We start from the raw sequence: 19,069 nt of genomic DNA on the forward strand, positions 1-19,069 counted from the left end.
TGAGTGGAGGTCTCCTCCAGCTTGTTTGAGCGTCCGGAGAGTGCCGGCGACGAGCGCGTCGGCAATGGCGCGGTCCTGGTCGCGCTGAATGTCGGGGACAACCCCGATATCGAGGCCCAGGTCCAGGAATTCGACGAGCTCGTGCGTTCCGCCGGGGCCGAGATCATGGCGGTGGTGCGCGGCTCGCGCGACCGGCCGCACCCCAAGCTGTTCGTCGGCGCCGGCAAGGCCGACGAGATCCGCGATGCGGTGGAGGCGTCGGGTGCCGACGTGGTGATCTTCAACCACGCCCTTTCGCCCAGCCAGGAACGCAACCTCGAGGCCCACCTGAAGGCCCGGGTGCTGGATCGCTCCGGCTTGATCCTCGATATCTTCGCCCAGCGCGCCCGCTCCCACGAGGGCAAGCTGCAGGTGGAGCTGGCCCAGTTGCGCCACATGTCCACGCGCCTGGTCCGTGGCTGGACCCACCTCGAGCGGCAAAAGGGCGGGATCGGCCTGCGCGGTCCGGGGGAAACCCAGCTGGAGACCGACCGCCGCCTGCTGGCCGGGCGCATCAAGCACATTGAGCGGCGTCTGGAGAAGGTCGAACGCACCCGCGAACAGGGCCGTCAGGCGCGCCTGCGCAACGAGATCCCGACGGTCTCGCTGGTGGGCTACACCAACGCCGGCAAGTCGACCCTGTTCAATCGCCTCACGCATTCCGACGTCTACCAGGCGGATCAGCTGTTCGCGACCCTGGACCCGACCCTGCGCCGTCTGGACCTGGCCCCGCACCAGTCGCTGATCCTGGCCGACACCGTGGGCTTCGTGCGCGACCTGCCGCATGAGCTGGTCGCTGCGTTCAAGGCGACCCTGACCGAGACCCGCGAGGCGGCGCTGCTGCTGCACGTGATCGACGCCGCCGACCCGGAGCGCGAGGCGCGCATCCGGCAGGTCGAGGAGGTGCTCGAGGAGATCGGCGCCGAGGACGTCCCCTGCTGGCGGGTGTACAACAAGATCGACCAGCTGGAGAACCCGGCCGAGGACCCGGACGACCGTTTCGGCATGGCGGACGATGCCTTCTGGCTGTCGGCGCATACCGGCGAGGGTGTGGAGCGCCTGGAGCAGCGCCTGGCCGAGACCTTCACCGAGTCCATGACCCAGGGCTGGGTCGAGCTCCCGGCCTCGGCCGGGCGCCTGCGCGCCCAGCTCTACGAAGAGAAGGCCGTGGAGGCCGAGCAGACCACGCCGGATGGGTCGATCCAGTTGCGCCTGCATGTGCCGAAGCGGCGTTTCGAGCAGCTCTTCCGGGCGGCCGGGCTGGATCCCGAAGCGGTGCGCCTGCAGCCGGAAGTACCCGGACCGACCGCCGCCCACCACTGACGACGCGACCTCCCGGCGCCCCGCGCCACCAGGAACTTTTGTGTTAATACCTGACCAAATCAGTCAGACATTCATGCAAAAGCCAACGCGAGGAGGTCCGCATGATCCTTGAACGCTTTGTCGATGCCGGCCTGTCCCAGCACTCCTTCGTGGTCGGCTGTCAGGGCAGCGGCGAGATCGCCGTGATTGACCCGCAGCGCGACGTCGATGTGTACCTGGACTACGCCGAACGCAACGGTTATCGCATCACCCGCGTGATGGACACCCACATCCACGCCGACTTCGCCTCCGGTGCCCGCGAACTGGCGGACAAGACCGGCGCCCGTCTGCTGTTGTCCGGGCACGATGTGGGCGAGCATTTCCAGGTGCAGTTCCCGCATGACGACCTGTTTGAGGGCGACCGCATCGAGCTTGGCAACGTGCGCATCGAGACCCGCCATGTACCGGGGCATACCCCGGAACACCTGATGTTCGTGGTGTATGACGGCGCCCGGTCCGGCGAGGATCCGATCGCGATTATCACCGGCGATTTCCTGTTCGTGGGCTCGCTGGGCCGGCCCGACCTGCTCGGCGAGGAGGCCAAACAGGCCCTGGCACGGCAGATGTTCCACAGCGTGCGCGAGCAGCTGGCGGACCTGCCGGACGGGGTCGAGGTGCATCCCGGGCACGGTGCCGGTTCCGCCTGTGGCGCCGGCATGGCCGGCCGGCCGGTCTCCACGCTCGGCTACGAGCGCCGGACCAACCCGTACCTCGACCCGTCGCTGGACGGGGACGCCTTCGTGCACAAGTTGCTGCACGGACTGCCGCCGATCCCGGATTTCTATCCGCGCAACAAGCGGATCAACTCCGAGGGGCCGAAGGCGGTCATCCCGTTGCCCGGTATGACGGCGCTGGACCCGGCCGACGTGGCCCGGCGGGCCGCGGCCGGCGAGGTGACGGTGATCGACCTGCGCGATCCGCTGGCCTTTGGCGGGGGGCATACTCCCAATGCACTGGGCATCGGGATCGACGGCGGTTTCGCCAACTGGGCCGGCTGGGTTACGCCGGATGATACGCCGATTGTCCTGATCGACCAGACCGGCGATCCGGCGGTGATCGAGCGGGCCGTCCGCCATCTGGTGCGCACTGGCCGCGACTATATCGAGGGCTACGTGCGCGGCGGCATGGCGGCTTGGGCCGGCACCGGCCTGCCTCTGGCGACCCTGGCCCAGCTGGATGCCCCGGCGGCGCAGGCCGCGGTCGCCGACGGGCGGATTCGCTTGGTGGACGTGCGCGCCGTGGCCGAGTTCGAGGCAGGACATGCCGAGGCCGCGGTCAACCAGCCGGTGGCCGACACCCGTACCGGCATCCCCGGTATCGACAAGACCGAACCGGTCGCCGTGGTCTGCGGCAGTGGCTACCGTTCGACGGTTGCGGGCTCCATCCTGCAGCGGCTGGGCTACCACGAGGTCTACAACGTGGTGGGTGGCATGCAGGCCTGGGACCGTGTGACCGCGGCGGGCGAGGGCGACCGGCGCGCCGCCTGATCTCGGCGCCGAGCGGGTGGCAAGCGCCGCCCGCTCCCCTACGCAAAAGGCCCCGGTTCCACCCGGGGCCTTTTGCGTGGGGGCATGTCGTGATTCAGGCGTCGCCTTGGGCGAGGGTCTCCCGGTCGGCGCTGGCCAGGTAGACGGTCAGGGTCTCTCCGGCTCGGATGCCGTCGCCGTTTAGCCCGTTCCAGCGGCGCAGGTCCCCGATGCTGACCTGGTGGTGCCGCGCGATGGTCGAGAGGGAATCGCCTGGACGGACCTCGTACTCGATGCGCTGGCCGTCGGGACCGCGGTTGGGGTCGGCACGCACCACCTTAAGGGTGTCGCCGGGCCGCAGGATGGCATCCGGCTCGAGATCGTTGGCGGCGCGCAGGGCGCCGATCGACATGCCGGTGCGCTGGCTGATGTGCCACAGGCTGTCGCCAGCCTGCACCTGATAGTCCTCCGCTAACTGGCCGTTGTCGCCGGCCACCTGCAGCGGAGCCTCTTCGCTCGGGGCGGAGGCCGGCAGGCGCAGGGTCTGACCGGCGCGGATCATGTCGTCGTCGAGGTTGTTCATGTCGCGCAGCACGGCGACGCGGGTGCCGGCGCGCTGGGCAATCTGGCCGAGGTTGTCGCCCGAGCGCACCGTGTATTCGCGGAACCGGAGCAGCGGTTCATCGTTGCGGGTCTCCAGTGCCGCCTCGAGGGTGGGCAGCGCCTCGCGCGGGACGAACAGGTGCTGGGCGCCGCCGGGGTGGGTGGCATGGCGGTGGTAGCCGGGGTTGAGCTGTTTGAGGGTCTCGGTATCCAGGTCGGCGAGCTCCGCGATTAGCGAGAAGTCCGCCTGCTGGCCGGGTTCGATCATCTCCAGCGCGGGTTCGTTGGCGATGGGCGCGATGGCGATGTTGTGGGCATCGGGGTCCAGGAACAGGTGGCGCAGGGCCAGCAGTCGCGGGATGTACGCGGTCGGCTCGGACGGCAGGTCCAGGCTCCAGTAGTCAGTGGGCTCACCGCGAGCGGCATTGCGGTCGATCGCGCGCTGGATGTTGCCCTGGCCGTAGTTGTAAGCGGCCAGGGCCAGGTACCAGTCGTCGAAGCGTCGATGCAGCGCCTGGAGGTAGTCCAGCGCGGCGAGGGTGGATTTGTAGACGTCGCGGCGGCCGTCGTACCAGTGATCGCGCGACAGATCGAAATAGTCGCCGGTGGCCGGCATGAACTGCCAGATCCCCGCGGCGCGGCTGCGCGAGGTCGCCTGGGCGACGAAGCCGCTCTCCACGATCGGCAGCAGCAGGAGCTCGGCGGGCATGTCGCGCGCCTCGATCTCGGACAGGATGAAGTAGGCGAACGGCTCCGCGCGCCGGGTGCTGTACTCGATGATCCGTGGATGGTCACGGTAGTGCCTGATATAGCGATCCACGCGCTCGTGGTCCAGCGCGTCGTTGAAGCCGAAGCCCAGGCGCGCGCGCTCCCACAGGTCGTCGGTCTCGGCGGCGCGTTGCGCGGCGTCGCGCTGCTGGCGTTCCATCGCGGCCTGCACGTCCTCGGTCGTGCGCGGTTCCACGATCGGCCGATCCGCCGCCGAGGTGTCCAGCGTGCGCTCGGAGTCGTGTAGGCTACAGGCAGAGGCGAAGATCGCCGTCAGCCCGAGAATCAGGGCGGTGGTCAGTCGTGTGCGGAGGCGTGGTGTCATGGCGCTGGAGGATAAACCAGAGATGGGGGATCACCAAGACCCATTCCTGACTTGGTTGGCGCACTGGTATGCCCAGCCGCAGGGGCGGAGGGTCCGCGAGCGCTTTCTGGAACGCATTCGGCGCTATGGCGATGCGGGCCCCGGGGGGCTGGCGGTGGAGCTGGCGCCGGTGCCGATCCTGGAGGACAGCGATGCCCTGCAGGCCCCGCTGATCCGGATTGCCTCGGCGCGCCCGGCGCTGCGCATGGACCCCGAGGCCTGGCCGCTGGAGTCCGCCTGTGCCGGGCGCATCGTGCTCGCCCATCCCTGCGCTCAGAGCGAGCAACCGGCGGCGGTGGTGGCCGAGGCAGCCCGGGTGCTGGAGCCCGAGGGACGGGTATTTCTGCTGGAAGGCAACCGCCTGCAGCGCGGTGGGCGCAACGGGGTGCGCGCCTCGCCTCTGCCCGAAGGCCTGCGGCGGCGCCAGTATCGCGAGTTGCTGGAGGCGGCGGATCTCGAGGTGCTGGATCAGTGGAGCCTGAGCCTGCTCCCACCGGGGCTGCCCGCCGCCTGGCAGAAACGCCTGGCCACCATGGATGCCTGGACCCTGCGCGGTCTGCCGCCGCTGGCCAGCATGATCCTGACCGTGGCCCACAAGCGGGTGAACATGCCCCTGCGTCCGGAGCCGCGTTTCCGCTTCGCAATGCCCAACCCCGCGATGCGTCCGGGGCTGGTATCCTCGCGCTCCTCTCATTCTGGAGCCCGCCGAACGCATGGCTGACGAACGCGTGTACATCTATACCGACGGGGCCTGCCGTGGAAACCCCGGGCCGGGCGGCTGGGGTGCGATCCTGCGCTTCGACGGGCGCGAGCGCGAGCTCTACGGGGCCGAGGCCGAGACGACCAATAACCGCATGGAGATGACCGCGGCCATCCGCGCGCTGGAGACCCTGAAGCGCCCCTGCAAGGTGGAGCTGGTCACGGATTCCAAGTACGTGAAGCAGGGCGTGACCGAGTGGATGCCGGGCTGGAAGCGGCGCAACTGGAAGTCCGCCAGCGGCTCGCCGGTGAAGAACCGTGATCTCTGGGAGGAGCTGGATGCACAGGCCCAGCGCCACGACATCGAGTGGTACTGGGTACGGGGCCACAGCGGTCACCCGGAGAACGAGCGCGCCGACGAACTGGCCAATGCAGGCATTGATGCCCTGCTGGCCGGCGAACCGATCGAGAACTGAAGGAAACCACGATGCGTCAGATCGTGCTGGATACCGAGACCACGGGCCTGGACCCCTCCGACGGCCACCGCATTATCGAGATCGGCTGCCTGGAGCTGGACAACCGCCGCCCCACCGGGCGCAAGCTGCACGAGTTTCTGCAACCGGATCGCGAGATCGACGCCGGCGCGATCGCGGTGCACGGGATTACCAACGAATTTCTGGCTGACAAGCCTCGGTTCGCCGATGTCGTCGATGACTTTGTCGAATTCATTCGTGGGGCCGAACTGATCATTCACAACGCGCCCTTCGATGTCGGCTTCATCAACAACGAGCTGCGCCTGTTGGGCGATGTGGCGCCGGCGTCCGAGGTGGCCGAGGTCAGCACCGTGCTGGATTCGCTGGTGATGGCGCGGCGCATGCACCCGGGGGCGCGCAATTCCCTGGATGCCCTGTGCAAGCGCTACGAGGTGGACGGCTCCGGGCGCACCCTGCACGGGGCGCTGCTCGATGCCGAGCTGCTCGCGGATGTCTATCTGGCGATGACCGGCGGGCAGGTGGCGCTCACCCTGGATTCCGGAGGCGACGGCGATGCCGCGGCCGGCCCGGTCAAGGCGCGGCGCTCGGGCAAGCCGCTGCCGGTGATCGAGCCGACGCCCGAGGAGCAGGCGGCGCACGAGGCGCTGCTGCAGACGCTGGACGAGGCGGCCGGCGGCACCTGCCGCTGGCGCGCCAACGCTTGACCCTGGCGCCCGACGCGGGCTCTGCTTCTGCGTTTCGGTGCCTTCGGCCCGTCACCCTGCCTTGTTGTGGCTGGCCATAGTTCGTCCTTCGGTGTTTACGGTGGCTTTGCTCCGCTTACTGCCATGCGCTGACTCGCCAGCGCGCCCCGAGGTACTTTCTTGCTTGCCCAAGAAAGTACCCAAAGAAGGGCCCCCGGATTTCGCCCGGGAACCTCGCTCCGGGCGTGCTGGGCCGGCGGCGCTGAACTCGCTACGCTGTGCTTCGCTCAGACATCCAGCGCCTTCTCCCGGCCCATCACGCCCTCCGCGAGGGGCTCCATACGGGAGGAGAAGGTCAAAACAGGCGGTATCCCGTAGGGTGCGGTTGAGCGCAGCGAAACGCACCGTTCCCCACGCCGCGCGAAACCCTGATGCGATTCGCTGCGCTCATCACATCCTACGCTCCCCCGGCGCCCGCTCCGCGGGCGCGGCACGCTATGGCCAAAGGCCGAGCGTGCCGAAGATGCTCGAAGACCTAGCCATCATCCATTAGCAATATCGTCGGAACGGCCGTTGTCTTGACCTTCCTCCCCGTTGTCGTCGCGCCGAGTGGAGAGGCTTTTCGCGGGACGATTCTAAATAGACACGGGGCGCTGGATGTCTGAGCGGAGCCGCAGGCGCAGCGAGTTCAGCGCCGCCCGCGAAAAGCCTCGGAGCGAGGGAAACCCCGGCCCGCACAGCGGGCCGGGGTCGCGGCAGTCGGGCGTGTTTCTTGGGTACTTCTTTGCACGAGCAAAGAAGCCAGTTTTTGATCAACAACGGGCGCGGTGCGCTCGCGAGAGAGCGCGTGGCAGGCGGCCAGACGAAGCCCCCGTAAACACCGGAGGGCGAACCAAGGCCAGCCACAGCCTGGCAGGCGACGGACCGAAGGCACCGTAAACGGCGAGTGACGGGGCAGGGACATCCGGCGCGAGCCGGAATGGGGATGGTGGGCGGGGCGGCGTTAGCCGTGCTTCAGGATCCGCGCCCGCTCGCGTTCCCAGTCCTTGTCCTTCTTGTCAGCGCGCTTGTCGTATTCCTTCTTGCCCTTGGCGAGGCCGATCTCGAGCTTGGCTCGCCCGCGCTTCCAGTACAGAGCCATGGGCACCAGGGTGTAGCCCTTGCGCTCCACCGCGCCGACCAGGCGGTTGATCTCCGAGCGATGCAGCAGCAGCTTGCGCGTGCGGCTGGGATCCGGATTGATATGGGTGGAGGCGGTCGGCAACGGGGTGATGTGGGCCCCGAACAGGAAGGCCTCGCCGTTGCGCAGCAGCACGTAGGCCTCGCTCAGCTGCGCGCGGCCCGCGCGCATCGACTTGACCTCCCAGCCCTCGAGCTCCATCCCCGCCTCCAGGCGGTCCTCGATGAAGAATTCGTGGCGCGCCTTGCGGTTGAGGGCGATGGTGCTGGACGGTTCCTTGGCTTGTTTCTTGTTCTTTCCCATAACCCGGGCAGTGTACTGCAGGCGGGCGGCCGAAGCAGTCCGAATGTCCGGGCGCGCGGGGTGAAAGTTGAGCCGGGCGACCCGCTGCCCCACAATTCCGGCGGACCCGGCGATGCGCTTGCGCGACCGGCCCTGGCCGCTGCCGGGGGCGGCGGCCCGCGGGAGCGCCCCCCGTCTCCGTTCAACAAGGAGTCACCGATGCCAGCCACGACCTCGATCCACGGGCAATGGACGACCCGTCTGGCCTTTATTCTCGCGGCCACGGGTTCGGCCGTTGGCCTGGGCAATATCTGGCGTTTCCCCTATATCGCCGGTGAGAACGGGGGGGGCGCCTTCGTGCTGGTTTATCTCGGCTGCATCCTTTTGATCGGCCTGCCGGTGATGATGGCGGAGATCCTGCTGGGCCGGCGCGGGCGGCAGAGCCCGATCAATACCATGTCGGCGCTGGCGCGCGAGGAGGGCCTGACGCGCGCGTGGGGCATGATCGGCTGGATCGGGGTGCTGGCCGGTTTCCTGATCCTGTCGTTTTACAGCGTGGTCGCCGGCTGGTCGCTGTCGTACGTCTTCAAGTCGGGGACCGGCGGCTTTCTCGGGCTGGATGCAGATGGCTCGGAGTCGATGTTCGGCAACATGCTGGCGGACCCGGAGGCCCTGCTGGCCTGGCACACCATCTTCATGGTGATGACGGCGATGGTGGTCGCGCGTGGGGTGCAGTCCGGCCTGGAGAAGGCGGTGACCATTCTGATGCCGCTGCTGTTCGTGATGCTGGTGGTGATGGTCGGCTATGCGATGGTCGAGGGGCAGTTCCTCGCCGGACTGGAGTTCCTGCTGTATCCGGACTTCTCCGCGCTGTCCGCCAACGCGGTTCTGCTGGCGATGGGCCAGGCCTTCTTTACGCTCAGCCTGGGCATGGGCGCGATCATGATCTACGGCAGCTATCTGCAGAGCGATGCGTCGATCGCGCGCACCTCCGCGGCGGTGGTCGGGGCGGACACCCTGGTCGCCATCATGGCCGGGCTGGCGATCTTCCCCATCGTGCTCGGGGCCGGGCTGTCGGCCGAGCAGGGGCCGGGGCTGATCTTTGTGACCCTGCCGCTGGCCTTTGCCGACATGCCGGGCGGGCTGTATTTCGGCACCATGTTCTTCGTGTTGCTGGTGTTTGCGGCCTGGACCTCGGCGATCTCCATCATCGAGCCGGCGGTCGCCTTCCTGGTCGAGAACATGGGGCTGACCCGGGTGATGGCGACCGCGATGATCGCCATCGGGGCCTGGTTCCTCGGCATCGGCGCATTGCTGTCGCTGAACGTCTGGTCCGACTACACCCTGTTCGACATGGGCATCCTGGACCTGCTGGATTACGTGACGGCCAACATCCTGCTGCCGCTGGGTGGGTTCCTGATCGCGATCTTCGTGGGCTGGCGCATGACCGAGCGCTCGGTGCAGTCCGAGCTGCGCCTCAAGCACCCGGTCCTTTACCAGGTCTGGTACTTTCTGGTGCGTTTCGTCGCGCCGGTCGCGATCCTGTTTGTGTTCCTGCGCGCCGTGGAGTTGATCTGATGGCCTCGAAGATTCGCCGCTACGCGGACGTGCCCTACAGCCGTGAGCAGATGTTCAATCTGGTGAATGACGTAGACGCCTATCCGCAGTTCCTGCCCGGCTGCCGCAGTGCCTCCGCGCGCCCGCGTGGCGAGCACGAGGTGGAGGGCACGATCGAGCTGGCCAAGGGGGCGCTGCACAAGTCGTTCACCACCCGGAACACGCTCAAGCGCCCGGAAAGCATCGACATGCGCCTGGTCTCCGGGCCGTTCCGACGCCTGCACGGGACCTGGAGCTTTACCGAGGTCGAGGGCGGCAAGACCCGCATCGCCCTGGAGCTGGAGTTCGATTTTGCCAACCGGCTCATGGCCTTTGCGATTGGCCCGGTGTTCACTCAGATTGCCAATTCGCTGGTGGATGCCTTTGTCCAGCGCGCGCGCGAGGTCCACGGTGACGGATAGCCACGCGGCACCGGCCGCAGAGGGCGGCATGATCCGGGTGGAGATTGCCTACGCGCGGCCCGACCGGCAGGTAATCCTGCCGCTGGTGGTGCCCGAGGGCACGACGGTCGATACCGCGCTGCGCCAGTCGGAGATTGAACTGCAGTTCCCCGAGATCGATCTGGACAACGCCAAGGTCGGGATCTTCGGCAAGATCACCCGTAGGGACACCGTGCTGCGCCCACGCGACCGCATCGAGGTTTATCGCCCGCTGATCGCGGACCCGAAGGAGGTGCGGCGCCAGCGTGCCGACAAGGGGCGCAAGAAGAAGCCGGGCAAGGGTGACGCCGGGGCCGCCGACGACAAGCCGAAGGAGGCGCCGGCCGACAACGCGAAGGAGTAGCAGGGGCTTGCGGCGGCGAAATATGCCGCCGCGCGCGGGTGTCAGTCGTTGTCTCTGTCGACCGGATGCTCGTCCAGCGCCACCGGCTGCGGGATGTCGGCATCCACATGGCTGACTACGCCGTTGTCGAAATGCACGGTCACTCGCTGGCGTTCGGTGGAGCCGAAGCCTGGACGGCGATAGTAGACGTAGTCCCAGCGGTCATCGGCCCGGAAGGCGGGCTCCAGCTGGGGCGACCCCATCAGGAAGCGGACCTGCTGCGGGGTCATGCCGGGCTGGATCTGGGCCACCTGTACGGGGTCGATCACATTGCCCTGCTGGACATCCAGACGGAACTGGTTGAGGCCGCCGCAGGCGCTCAGCAGGCTTGCGGCCACGGCGATAGAAATGAGAATCTTGATCATCTGAGCGGGCGGTCCTCGGCGTCTGGTGGGCCGTGAACGCGCATGGTACACCAAAGCGTCCCGCCTCTCTCAAGCGGACGGGACCGGGAAAACGGGCAATGGAAACGAGCAATCTCAAGAAGGCCGGGCTCAAGGTCACGCTGCCGCGGATGAAGATCCTCGAGATCCTCGAGAACTCGGAGACCCGTCACCTGACGGCCGAGGCGATCTATCGCGAGCTGCTCGATTCCGGCGAGGAAATCGGTCTGGCCACGGTGTATCGCGTGCTGACCCAGTTCGAGGCGGCCGGGCTGGTCTGCCGCCTGCACCTGGAGGGCAACCAGGCGGTGTTCGAGCTGGAGCGGGGCGGGCACCATGACCATATCGTCTGCAACCAGTGCGGGCGGGTCGAGGAGTTCTTCGACGAGACCATCGAACGGCGCCAGCGCGAGGTGGCGCAGCACCACGGCTTTGCCATCAAAGACCACGCGCTGGTCCTGTACGGCGACTGCACCGACAGCGCCTGCCCCCACCGCCCCGCCTGACGTCGCGCCTCTCGCTAGTCTTTTCCCAGCCGCACCGACGCGACGCACGCGGCGTGTGATGTGGGCTCGCTCTCGGGCCTTTTCTCGCTCAGTTGTGGCTGGCTCTGGTTCGTCCTCTGGTGTTTACGGTGGCTTCGTCTGGCCGCCTGCCACGCGCTCTCTCGCGAGCGCACCGCGAGGTACTTCTTTGCTCGTGCAAAGAAGTACCCAAGAAACACGCCCGACTGCCGCGACCCCGGCCCGCTGCGCGGGCCGGGGTTTCCCTCGCTCCGAGGCTTTTCGCGGGCGGCGCTGAACTCGCTGCGCCTTCGGCTCCGCTCAGACATCCAGCGCCTCTTCTCCCGCGAAAAGCCTCTCCACTCGGCGCGACGACAACGGGGAGGCAGGTCCAAACAACGGTTATCCCAACGTTACTGCCAGTGGATGATGGCTAGGCTTTCGGACATCTTCGGCACGCTCGGCCTTTGGCTGTTGCGTGCCGCACCCGCGGAGCGGGTGCCGGGGGGCCTTCGAGCGGCTGTGCCTTTTGTTGTGCCACGGGGCCGGAATACCTGCTGTTTTGACCTTCGCCTCCCGTATGGAGCCCCTTGCGGAAGGGTCCTCGGGCCGGGAGAAGGCGCTGGATGTCTGAGCGAAGCGCAGCGTAGCGAGTTCAGCGCCGCCGGCCCGAGGACCCTGGAGCAAGGTTCCCGGGCGGAATCCGGGTGCCCTTCTTTGGGTACTTTCTTGGGCAAGCAAGAAAGTACCTCGCGGTGCGCTCGCGAGAGAGCGCGTGGCAGGCGGCCGGACGAGGCACGTAAACATCGGCGCCGAATGGGAGCCAGCCACAAGCCAGGCCGGCGGAGGGCAGAAGGCAAGGTCAACGCCGGATGACGAACCGAGGCCGACCACAGGGATAGGCGGTCGGGTGAAGCCTCGGTCAGGCGGACGCGTCGAGCTGCGGCGCGAAATGCGCTGGCGCAAAGCCGTCCTGCTGGCGCAGGTAATCGGCCAGTTGCGCCGCAAAGTCGGTCGGGACGGAGTCCTGCACGGCCGGCATCTCGCGCAGCTGGTCCCAGCGGGCCGCAAGGCGCGGAAAGGCCTCGGTCTCCCAGGGGCTGTCCGGATCCTCCAGCAGCGCATAGCGCATCAGGATCGGGGCCAGGGTGGCATCAATCAGCGAGAAGCCGGGCGCGGCCAGGCGGTCGTCCTGCGTCATCTGCTGTTCCAGGCGCTCCAGCCCGCGTGCGGCAGTGTGGCGCGCCAGCTCGAAGGCATCCTCGGTGGTCGCGGTCATCCAGTGGTACTGGGCAAAGGTCTGTTCCGAGAGGTACTCGATCCAGGCCCGGGTGCGTGCCTGTTCCAGCGGGTTGGTCGGCATCAACGCGGGCGGGGTAATGGCATCGATATATTCGTTGATCACGGCCGACTCGAACAGCACCGTATCGTGGTCGACGATCAACAGCGGAACCTTGCCCAGGGGCGAGCGTTCGCGGAACCAGTCCGGCGGGTTGGCCAGATCGATCAGGCTCAGCTCGAACGGCGCCTCCTTGTATTTCAGTGTGATCACGCTACGCTGAACGAACGGACAGATGGCGAAACTGATCAGGTGCAGATGCGGCAGATTCATGGTGGTCTTCGGCGTCCGCAGGTGGGGCGGGGCCCCGATCCGGGTCGCCGGTTCCTCGCTATTAAGGGGGGCGCATTGTCTCCCCTCGTGATGTCGCGGGAAAGCCTTGGGCAAGGGTAGCGGCCACAACGGGGCGCCCGGCGCCGGGCTGCGGATCGACAAATGGCTTTGGGCCGCCCGTTTCTACAAGACGCGCGGCCTTGCCAGCGAGGCGGTCGGCGGCGGCAAGGTCCACGTGAACGGCGAGCGCTGCAAGCCGGCGCGTCGGGTGCACACCGGTGATCGCCTGACCATCCACCGCGGCCCGCAGGTCTGGGAGCTGGATGTGGTCCATTTGAGCGATCAGCGACGGCCGGCGCGCGAAGCCCAGGCGCTGTACACCGAGACCGAAGAAAGCCAAGCCCGGCGCGCGGCCGAAAGCGAACGCCGGCGCGCCGAGCGCGCGGTCGCGGACAGCGCCCCCAGCCGGCGCCCGGACAAGCGCGAGCGGCGCAAGATCCGCCGCTTTATTCGCCAGGACGGCAGCGACAGGAGTGAATCCGAGTGAACAACCCCGAAGCCTCGAGTGGCCCGCCCGTCACCCCCCGGCTGGCGGTGGATATGGTCATCCGCCACTCGGCGCAGCCCGGTCGTGTGCTGGTGATCGAGCGCCACAACCCCCCGCACGGCTGGGCCCTGCCGGGCGGCTTCGTCGACGTCGGTGAGTCGACCGAGAATGCCGCGGTACGCGAGGCGCGCGAAGAGACCGGGCTGGAGGTCGAGCTGGAGGCGTTGCTGGGGGTGTATTCCGACCCGCAGCGCGACCCGCGCGGGCACACCGTCAGCGCGGTCTACATCGCTCGGGGCCGGGGCGAGGCCAGGGCCGGGGATGACGCTGCCGACTGCGCCTGGCTGGACCCGGAAGACCCGGGCCAGGTGCTGGTCTTCGACCACCGACGTATCCTCGACGACTATCGGCGCTGGCGCCTGACCGGCGAAACCGCCGCCCCGCGTCCGGTACAAAAAACGGGATGAATCCGGCCAAGCTGTTACCATACGGCGCTTTCGACCACCGATACGGTATCGCGTGACAAAGGCTAACCCCGCAACCCCGTCCCGGCCCGACAGCGAGCTGCCGGAACCGCGCGTCTACGAGCGTGCGGAGCACGGCATTTCGCGCGCGGCGATCGACGACAACGCCCTGAAGGTGCTCTATCGGCTGCGCGAGGCCGGTTATCGCGCCTGCCTGGTGGGCGGCGGCGTGCGCGACCTGCTGCTGGGCCGCGAGCCGAAGGACTTCGATGTCGCCACCGACGCCACCCCCGAGCAGGTGCGTGGCCTGTTCCGCAACTGCCGTCTGATCGGGCGTCGCTTTCGCCTGGCGCATGTGCTGTTCGGACGCGAGATGATCGAGGTGGCGACCTTCCGCGCGCCGCATGACGACGAGTCCGAGGACGAAGGCCAGGTCGCGCTGAGCGAGGAAGGTCGTATCCTGCGCGACAATCGCTACGGCACCATCGAGCAGGATGCGGTGCGCCGCGACTTCACCATCAACGCCCTGTATTACGACATCGAGGATTTCTCGGTGCTGGATTACACCGGTGGGTTCGAGGACCTGCGCGCGGGCGAGCTGCGCCTGATCGGCGACGACGTCGAGACGCGCCTGCGCGAAGACCCCGTGCGCATGCTGCGAGCGGTGCGCTTCGCCGCCAAGCTGGGTCTGACCATCGCGCCGGAGGTCGAGGCCGGCATCCTTGATCTGGCCTCGCTGATGCAGACGGTGGCCCCGGCGCGGCTGTTCGACGAGGTGATCAAGCTGTTCCACAGCGGCGCGGCGGTCACCTGTCTGGACGAGCTGGAACGCCTCGGCCTGTTCGAGCCGATGTTTCCCGAGGCTGCGGCCTGCTTTGCCGATCCGGACGTTGGCCCCGAGCGCCGCCAGTTCCTGGTCGAGTCGCTGCTGAATACCGACAAGCGCATCAATGAAGGCCTGGGTGTGAACCCGGCGTTCCTCTACGCGGCCATCCTCTGGGCCCCGGTGCAGGTGGCCGCGGCCAAACGGATCGCGGCCGACGAACAGGAGATTCCGGCCTGGCAGCAGGCGATGGCCGAGGTGCTGGATCGTCAGGTGAAGACGGTGTCCATTCCCAAACGCTTCAGCCTGATTGTGCGCGAGATATGGGAACTCCAGGCGCGGCTGGAGCGCCACCGTGGTGGCCGTGCGCTGCGCCTGCTGACGCATCCGCGCTTTCGCGCCGGTTATGACTTTCTCTGCCTGCGCGCCCGCGCCGGCGATGCCGACCCCGAGCTGTGTCACTGGTGGACCGAGATCCAGGAGCTGGACGAGGACGCACAGAAGGCCATGGCGGGTGCCCAGGGCAAGGGTGCTCCCAAAGGGGATGGCAAGGCTGGAGCCAAGAGCAAGTCACGCCGTGGCGGCCGGCGCCGGCGTCGGGGACGCAAGGGCGGCGCCGGCGCGAGCGCCGATGCGGGCGCAAACCCGGAATCGGGGGGTGGCGGCGAATGAGCAGCGAGCCTGCCCGCGGCGTGCACGCGTTCATCGGGATCGGCGCCAACCTGGGTGACCCCGAGACGCAGGTGCGGGACTCCTTTGCCCGGCTGGCGCATGAGTTGCCGCAAACGCGTCTGATCGGGCGCTCGCGGCTGTTCCGTAACCCGCCGATGGGCCCGCAGGACCAGCCCGACTACGTGAACGCCGTGGCCCGTCTGCACACCCGGCTGGAGCCGCTGGATCTGCTCGCGGCGCTGCAGGCAATCGAGTGCGCCTGCGGGCGCGAGCGGGACGGTACCCGCTGGGGACCGCGCCTGCTGGATCTGGACCTGTTGCTGTTCGGCGAGCACTCGCTGGATCTGCCGGGGCTGAAGGTGCCGCACGCCGGGATTGCCGAGCGCGACTTTGTGATCCTGCCGCTGCTGGAGCTGGCGCCGTCGCTGCAGATCCCGGGAGTGGGTCCGCTGGAGCGGCTGGCGCAGCGCTTCGACGGTGCGAGCCTGATCCCGATCGCGGAACCGCAGGAGGCCGTGGCGACTGCGGAGGGACGCGGATGAGCCTTGCCGATTTCGATTTCATCGCGGTAGAGGGACCGATTGGGGTCGGCAAGTCCAGCCTGGCCAAGCGCCTGGCCGAGCACCTGCAGGCGGAGGGCATCTTCGAGGCCCCGGACGAGAACCCTTTCCTGGATCGCTTCTATCAGGAGCCGGACAAGCACGCCCTGGCGACCCAGTTGCACTTTCTGGTGCAGCGCGTGCGCCAGCTGACGCCGCTGGCGCAGAAGGGCCTGTTCGAACAGCGCCATGTGTCCGACTACCTGATGGACAAGGACCCGCTGTTCGCCGAGTTGAACCTGCATCCGGACGAGCTGGAGATCTACCGCGAGATGTTCCGCCATCTGCGCGGGGGGCTGCCGCGCCCGGACCTGGTGGTCTACCTGCAGGCGCCGGTGGAGGTGCTGCAGGAGCGCATCCGCCGCCGGGCGCGACCGTACGAACGTCACATCGAGGCCGGTTATCTGGAGCGATTGAACGCGGCCTATGCGGAATTCTTCTATCATTTCGAAGGACCGGCGCTCGTGATTGTGAACGCCACCGAGATCGACTGGGTGAACAACCCGGCCGACTTTGACCAGCTGGTGCAGTTCCTGGAGCCGATCCAGGGCGGGCGGCACTACTTCAACCCGTTGCCGATCTCGCTTTGAGGCTGGCAAGCCGGACTGCCCGGGAGGCATGAGCATGCGTCCGATTACCGTGAATACCCTGGCCCAGCGCAAGCAGGCGGGCGAACCCATCGCTTGCCTCACGGCCTATGATGCAGCCTTCGCCGGGTTGCTGGATCGCTGTGGGGTCGACGTGATCCTGGTCGGCGATTCCCTGGGCATGGTGGTCCAGGGGCATGCGACCACCCTGCCAGTGACGCTGGAGGACATGGTCTACCATGTAGCCAACGTGGCCCGCGGCAGTGAGAACGCGCTGATCATGGCCGACATCCCGTTCCTTGGCGATGTCGATCCCGCTACCGCCCTGGTCCAGTCCGGGGCGCTCCTGCGCGCCGGGGCTCACATGGTCAAGGTGGAATGCGGCGCGATGGAGGTCCCCGTGGTCGAGCGCCTGGTCGCCGCCGGGATTCCCGTCTGTGCCCATCTGGGCCTGACCCCGCAGGCGGTGCACCGTCTGGGCGGGCACCGCGTGCAGGGGCGCGACCCGAAGGCTGCGGCGGAGCTGGAATCCCTGGCCGCGCAGCTGGAGAGCGCCGGGGCCCAGGCCCTGCTGCTGGAGGGTATCCCCGAGAGCCTGGCCGATGTCATCGTGCGCAGTGCAGGGGTCCCGGTGATCGGGATTGGCGCCAGCCCGCGTTGCGATGGTCAAGTGCTTGTCTTGACCGACGTGATCGGCCTGACGCCCGAGCCTCCGCGCTTCGCGCGCGATTTCCTTGCCGAGGGCGGTTCCCTGGAGGGCGCCGTCCGCGGATACTGTGACGCGGTGCGGGCGCGAGCCTTCCCCGAATCCGGCGTGCATACCTTCAGTTAACTCCGTTTCCCTAAGGATGGATCCTGGCCCATGAGAATCCTGCGTGATCGGCCGCAACTGGTGGCCATGCATCGAGAGTGGTCCCGCAAGGGGCGCGGTACCGTGGCGCTGGTTCCCACGATGGGCAACCTCCACGAGGGCCATATGACCGTGATCCGGCATGCCCGGGCGCGGGCCCAGCGGGTGGTGGTGTCGATCTTCGTCAATCCACTGCAATTCGACCGCGCCGAGGATCTGGAGCGCTATCCTCGCACCCTCGACGAGGACGCCCGGCTGGCGACCGAAGCCGGTGTGGATGCCCTGTTCTGCCCCACCGACGAGGACATGTACCCCGCCGACGGCATGCCCCCGGTGCAGGTGGTGGTGCCGGTGCTCTCGGAGATCCTGGAGGGCAACTACCGCCAGGGGCACTTTGAGGGCGTGGCCACCGTGGTGACCAAGCTGTTCAACCTGGTGCGCCCGGATCTGGCCCTGTTCGGCGAGAAGGATTACCAGCAGTTCAAGCTGATCGAGCGCATGGTGCAGGGGCTCGACATCCCCACCCGGGTGGAGGCCGTCCCGACCGTGCGCGAGCCGGACGGCCTGGCCTTCAGTTCACGCAACAGCCAGCTGTCGGAAGAGGCGCGGGCCGTGGCACCCGAGCTCAAGCGGGTGCTGGACGAGGTGGCGACCGTCTGCCGCACGGCCACCAAAGTGGACGCCGACCGCATCGCCGAGGTGGAGGCCCGCGCCAGCGATCGTCTGCGCGAGGCCGGCTTCGAGCCCGAATACCTCTCCATCCGCCGTGCGGAAGACCTGATGGAGCCGGCAATCGATGTCCCCCTGGCCGAGCAGGACCTGGTGGTCCTGGCCGCCGTCTGGCTGGAAGGCGTCCGCCTGATCGACAACGTCCGCACCCGTACCGACTGACGCTGCTTGTTTCGGCTACCCCGAAGCACATGAAGAAATTCAAGAGTCATCCACAGAAGACGGGCAGGTTGAAGGCTGAGGGTGGTGCTGCAGGGCGCTGACAATCGGTAACGTTCTTGCGGGCCCCCGAACGCCGGGTCCATTCCTTTTTTGCCACTCGTTCTGTCTTCCAGCCTGCCTGTAAATCGCCCTCGAATTTCTCCGTGTCTTCGCGCGCTTCACGGTGAAAAACCATCGACTCGAGAAGGCGCGTTTGCCGTATCCGCCGGGATCGCGGATAATTTTCCGCCCTTCCGAGGTTCAAGCCGGGAATTCGCCGTATGTTTGTCACCATGCTGAAAGGCAAGCTGCATCAGGGCCGGGTCACGCATTGCGAGCTGGAATACGAGGGCTCCTGTGCCATCGACACGCGCCTGCTGGACGCCGCCGGCATCCTGCCGTTCGAGCAGATCCAGATCTACAACGTCGACAACGGCGAGCGCTTTACCACCTACGCGATCGAGGGCGAGGCCGGCTCCGGGATCATTTCGGTCAACGGCGCGGCCGCACACAAGGCCGCCGTGGGCCATCGCGTGATCATCTGTGCCTATGGCCAGATGGAGGCCGCCGAGGCCCGCGAATTCACGCCCGACCTGGTCTATCTCGACGCCGGCAACCGCATCGTGCGCACCGGTAACGGCATCCCGGTCCAGGCCGCTTAAGAACACTCTCCTTCGCGCGCGCCTCCCGCAGTTGTCGGGCCGGGGCTGCGCCGCTATC

21 protein-coding genes and 2 pseudogenes are annotated in these 19,069 nt (G+C 67.5%); 18 read left to right on the top strand and 5 right to left on the bottom strand.

The genetic code is table 11. The features are described from left to right. Positions 1-21 precede the first annotated feature (21 nt). Both hflX and D573_RS0112565 read left to right on the top strand, forming a co-directional pair. Entirely contained in the window at positions 22-1,362 is a 1,341-nt protein-coding gene (gene hflX, locus D573_RS0112560) for a ribosome rescue GTPase HflX (protein ID WP_026287993.1), read from the top strand. A 101-nt stretch (positions 1,363-1,463) separates the two neighbouring features. Next, the gene (locus D573_RS0112565) at positions 1,464-2,888 is read left to right on the top strand and encodes a rhodanese-like domain-containing protein (protein ID WP_018939001.1); all 1,425 of its coding nucleotides are present in this window, start codon (positions 1,464-1,466) and stop codon (positions 2,886-2,888) included. A gap of 94 nt (positions 2,889-2,982) precedes the next feature. Here D573_RS0112565 and D573_RS0112570 read toward each other — a convergent pair whose 3' ends face one another. Continuing rightward, positions 2,983-4,563, bottom strand: a complete 1,581-nt coding sequence (locus D573_RS0112570; RefSeq protein ID WP_018939000.1) for a LysM peptidoglycan-binding domain-containing protein — start codon at positions 4,561-4,563, stop codon at positions 2,983-2,985. On the opposite strand from D573_RS0112570, the gene D573_RS0112575 reads away from it, so the two are divergent. From D573_RS0112575 to dnaQ, 3 genes are read left to right on the top strand one after another with little or no spacing between them, the layout of a single operon-like run. Next, positions 4,562-5,323 (top strand): hypothetical protein, encoded by a 762-nt coding sequence (locus D573_RS0112575; protein WP_018939211.1) that lies wholly within the window; start codon positions 4,562-4,564, stop codon positions 5,321-5,323. The two genes, D573_RS0112570 and D573_RS0112575, sit on opposite strands and share 2 nt — an antisense overlap. Further along, positions 5,316-5,777 carry a ribonuclease HI gene (gene rnhA / locus D573_RS0112580; protein ID WP_018145389.1) on the top strand — a complete coding sequence of 154 codons (462 nt, stop codon included), beginning with the start codon at positions 5,316-5,318 and terminating at the stop codon, positions 5,775-5,777. The genes D573_RS0112575 and rnhA overlap by 8 nt, the downstream gene beginning before the upstream one ends. An 11-nt stretch (positions 5,778-5,788) precedes the next feature. Then, complete coding sequence (dnaQ, locus tag D573_RS0112585; RefSeq protein ID WP_018649705.1) at positions 5,789-6,499, top strand: DNA polymerase III subunit epsilon; 711 nt, start codon at positions 5,789-5,791, stop codon at positions 6,497-6,499. A 266-nt stretch (positions 6,500-6,765) separates the two neighbouring features. Here dnaQ and D573_RS15015 read toward each other — a convergent pair. Together D573_RS15015 and smpB are read right to left on the bottom strand one after the other, a co-directional pair. Next, positions 6,766-7,024: pseudogene (locus tag D573_RS15015) on the bottom strand (hypothetical protein). Between the two features lie 457 nt (positions 7,025-7,481). After that, complete coding sequence (smpB, locus tag D573_RS0112590; protein ID WP_018938998.1) at positions 7,482-7,961, bottom strand: SsrA-binding protein SmpB; 480 nt, start codon at positions 7,959-7,961, stop codon at positions 7,482-7,484. A gap of 198 nt (positions 7,962-8,159) precedes the next feature. Here smpB and D573_RS0112595 point away from each other — a divergent pair, with 198 nt between their 5' ends. From D573_RS0112595 to D573_RS0112605, 3 genes are read left to right on the top strand one after another with little or no spacing between them, the layout of a single operon-like run. Beyond that, on the top strand, positions 8,160-9,518 hold the full coding sequence (locus tag D573_RS0112595) for a sodium-dependent transporter (RefSeq protein WP_018168070.1): 1,359 nt from the start codon (positions 8,160-8,162) through the stop codon (positions 9,516-9,518). Further along, on the top strand, positions 9,518-9,958 hold the full coding sequence (locus D573_RS0112600) for a type II toxin-antitoxin system RatA family toxin (RefSeq protein WP_018938997.1): 441 nt from the start codon (positions 9,518-9,520) through the stop codon (positions 9,956-9,958). The genes D573_RS0112595 and D573_RS0112600 overlap by 1 nt, the downstream gene beginning before the upstream one ends. A 28-nt stretch (positions 9,959-9,986) precedes the next feature. Further along, positions 9,987-10,340, top strand: a complete 354-nt coding sequence (locus D573_RS0112605; RefSeq protein WP_018145394.1) for an RnfH family protein — start codon at positions 9,987-9,989, stop codon at positions 10,338-10,340. A gap of 41 nt (positions 10,341-10,381) precedes the next feature. Here the strand turns inward: D573_RS0112605 and D573_RS0112610 are convergent, their stop codons facing one another. Then, the gene (locus tag D573_RS0112610; protein WP_018145395.1) at positions 10,382-10,744 is read right to left on the bottom strand and encodes an outer membrane protein assembly factor BamE; all 363 of its coding nucleotides are present in this window, start codon (positions 10,742-10,744) and stop codon (positions 10,382-10,384) included. Positions 10,745-10,842: 98 nt separating this feature from the next. Here D573_RS0112610 and fur point away from each other — a divergent pair, with 98 nt between their 5' ends. Next, positions 10,843-11,268: a ferric iron uptake transcriptional regulator gene (gene fur / locus D573_RS0112615; RefSeq protein ID WP_018145396.1), complete on the top strand. Its 426-nt coding sequence runs from the start codon at positions 10,843-10,845 to the stop codon at positions 11,266-11,268. 423 nt (positions 11,269-11,691) lie between these two features. Then, a pseudogene (locus D573_RS14855) lies at positions 11,692-11,899 on the top strand (hypothetical protein). Between the two features lie 288 nt (positions 11,900-12,187). Here the strand turns inward: D573_RS14855 and D573_RS0112620 are convergent. Then, positions 12,188-12,877 (bottom strand): glutathione S-transferase family protein, encoded by a 690-nt coding sequence (locus D573_RS0112620; RefSeq protein ID WP_018938996.1) that lies wholly within the window; start codon positions 12,875-12,877, stop codon positions 12,188-12,190. Positions 12,878-12,983: 106 nt separating this feature from the next. On the opposite strand from D573_RS0112620, the gene D573_RS0112625 reads away from it, so the two are divergent. The 8 genes from D573_RS0112625 (at position 12,984) to panD (ending at position 19,011) form a co-directional block, all read left to right on the top strand. Then, complete coding sequence (locus D573_RS0112625) at positions 12,984-13,424, top strand: RNA-binding S4 domain-containing protein (protein WP_018938995.1); 441 nt, start codon at positions 12,984-12,986, stop codon at positions 13,422-13,424. Continuing rightward, positions 13,421-13,891 carry an NUDIX hydrolase gene (locus tag D573_RS0112630; RefSeq protein ID WP_018144147.1) on the top strand — a complete coding sequence of 157 codons (471 nt, stop codon included), beginning with the start codon at positions 13,421-13,423 and terminating at the stop codon, positions 13,889-13,891. Before D573_RS0112625 ends, D573_RS0112630 begins: the two co-directional genes overlap by 4 nt. 52 nt (positions 13,892-13,943) lie before the next feature. Then, positions 13,944-15,383 (top strand): polynucleotide adenylyltransferase PcnB, encoded by a 1,440-nt coding sequence (gene pcnB / locus D573_RS0112635; RefSeq protein ID WP_018938994.1) that lies wholly within the window; start codon positions 13,944-13,946, stop codon positions 15,381-15,383. After that, positions 15,380-15,925 (top strand): 2-amino-4-hydroxy-6-hydroxymethyldihydropteridine diphosphokinase, encoded by a 546-nt coding sequence (folK, locus tag D573_RS0112640; RefSeq protein ID WP_018938993.1) that lies wholly within the window; start codon positions 15,380-15,382, stop codon positions 15,923-15,925. Before pcnB ends, folK begins: the two co-directional genes overlap by 4 nt. Continuing rightward, on the top strand, positions 15,922-16,572 hold the full coding sequence (locus tag D573_RS0112645; protein ID WP_018144144.1) for a deoxynucleoside kinase: 651 nt from the start codon (positions 15,922-15,924) through the stop codon (positions 16,570-16,572). The genes folK and D573_RS0112645 overlap by 4 nt, the downstream gene beginning before the upstream one ends. Positions 16,573-16,606: 34 nt before the next feature. Beyond that, positions 16,607-17,401 carry a 3-methyl-2-oxobutanoate hydroxymethyltransferase gene (gene panB, locus D573_RS0112650; protein WP_018144143.1) on the top strand — a complete coding sequence of 265 codons (795 nt, stop codon included), beginning with the start codon at positions 16,607-16,609 and terminating at the stop codon, positions 17,399-17,401. Between the two features lie 30 nt (positions 17,402-17,431). After that, entirely contained in the window at positions 17,432-18,310 is an 879-nt protein-coding gene (gene panC, locus D573_RS0112655; protein ID WP_018938992.1) for a pantoate--beta-alanine ligase, read from the top strand. Between the two features lie 320 nt (positions 18,311-18,630). Beyond that, positions 18,631-19,011, top strand: a complete 381-nt coding sequence (gene panD / locus D573_RS0112660) for an aspartate 1-decarboxylase (protein ID WP_018144141.1) — start codon at positions 18,631-18,633, stop codon at positions 19,009-19,011. Positions 19,012-19,069: the final 58 nt, after the last annotated feature.

This window comes from Thioalkalivibrio sp. AKL9 (genome assembly GCF_000377825.1).
GTDB classification, from domain to species: Bacteria; Pseudomonadota; Gammaproteobacteria; order Ectothiorhodospirales; family Ectothiorhodospiraceae; genus Thioalkalivibrio; species Thioalkalivibrio versutus.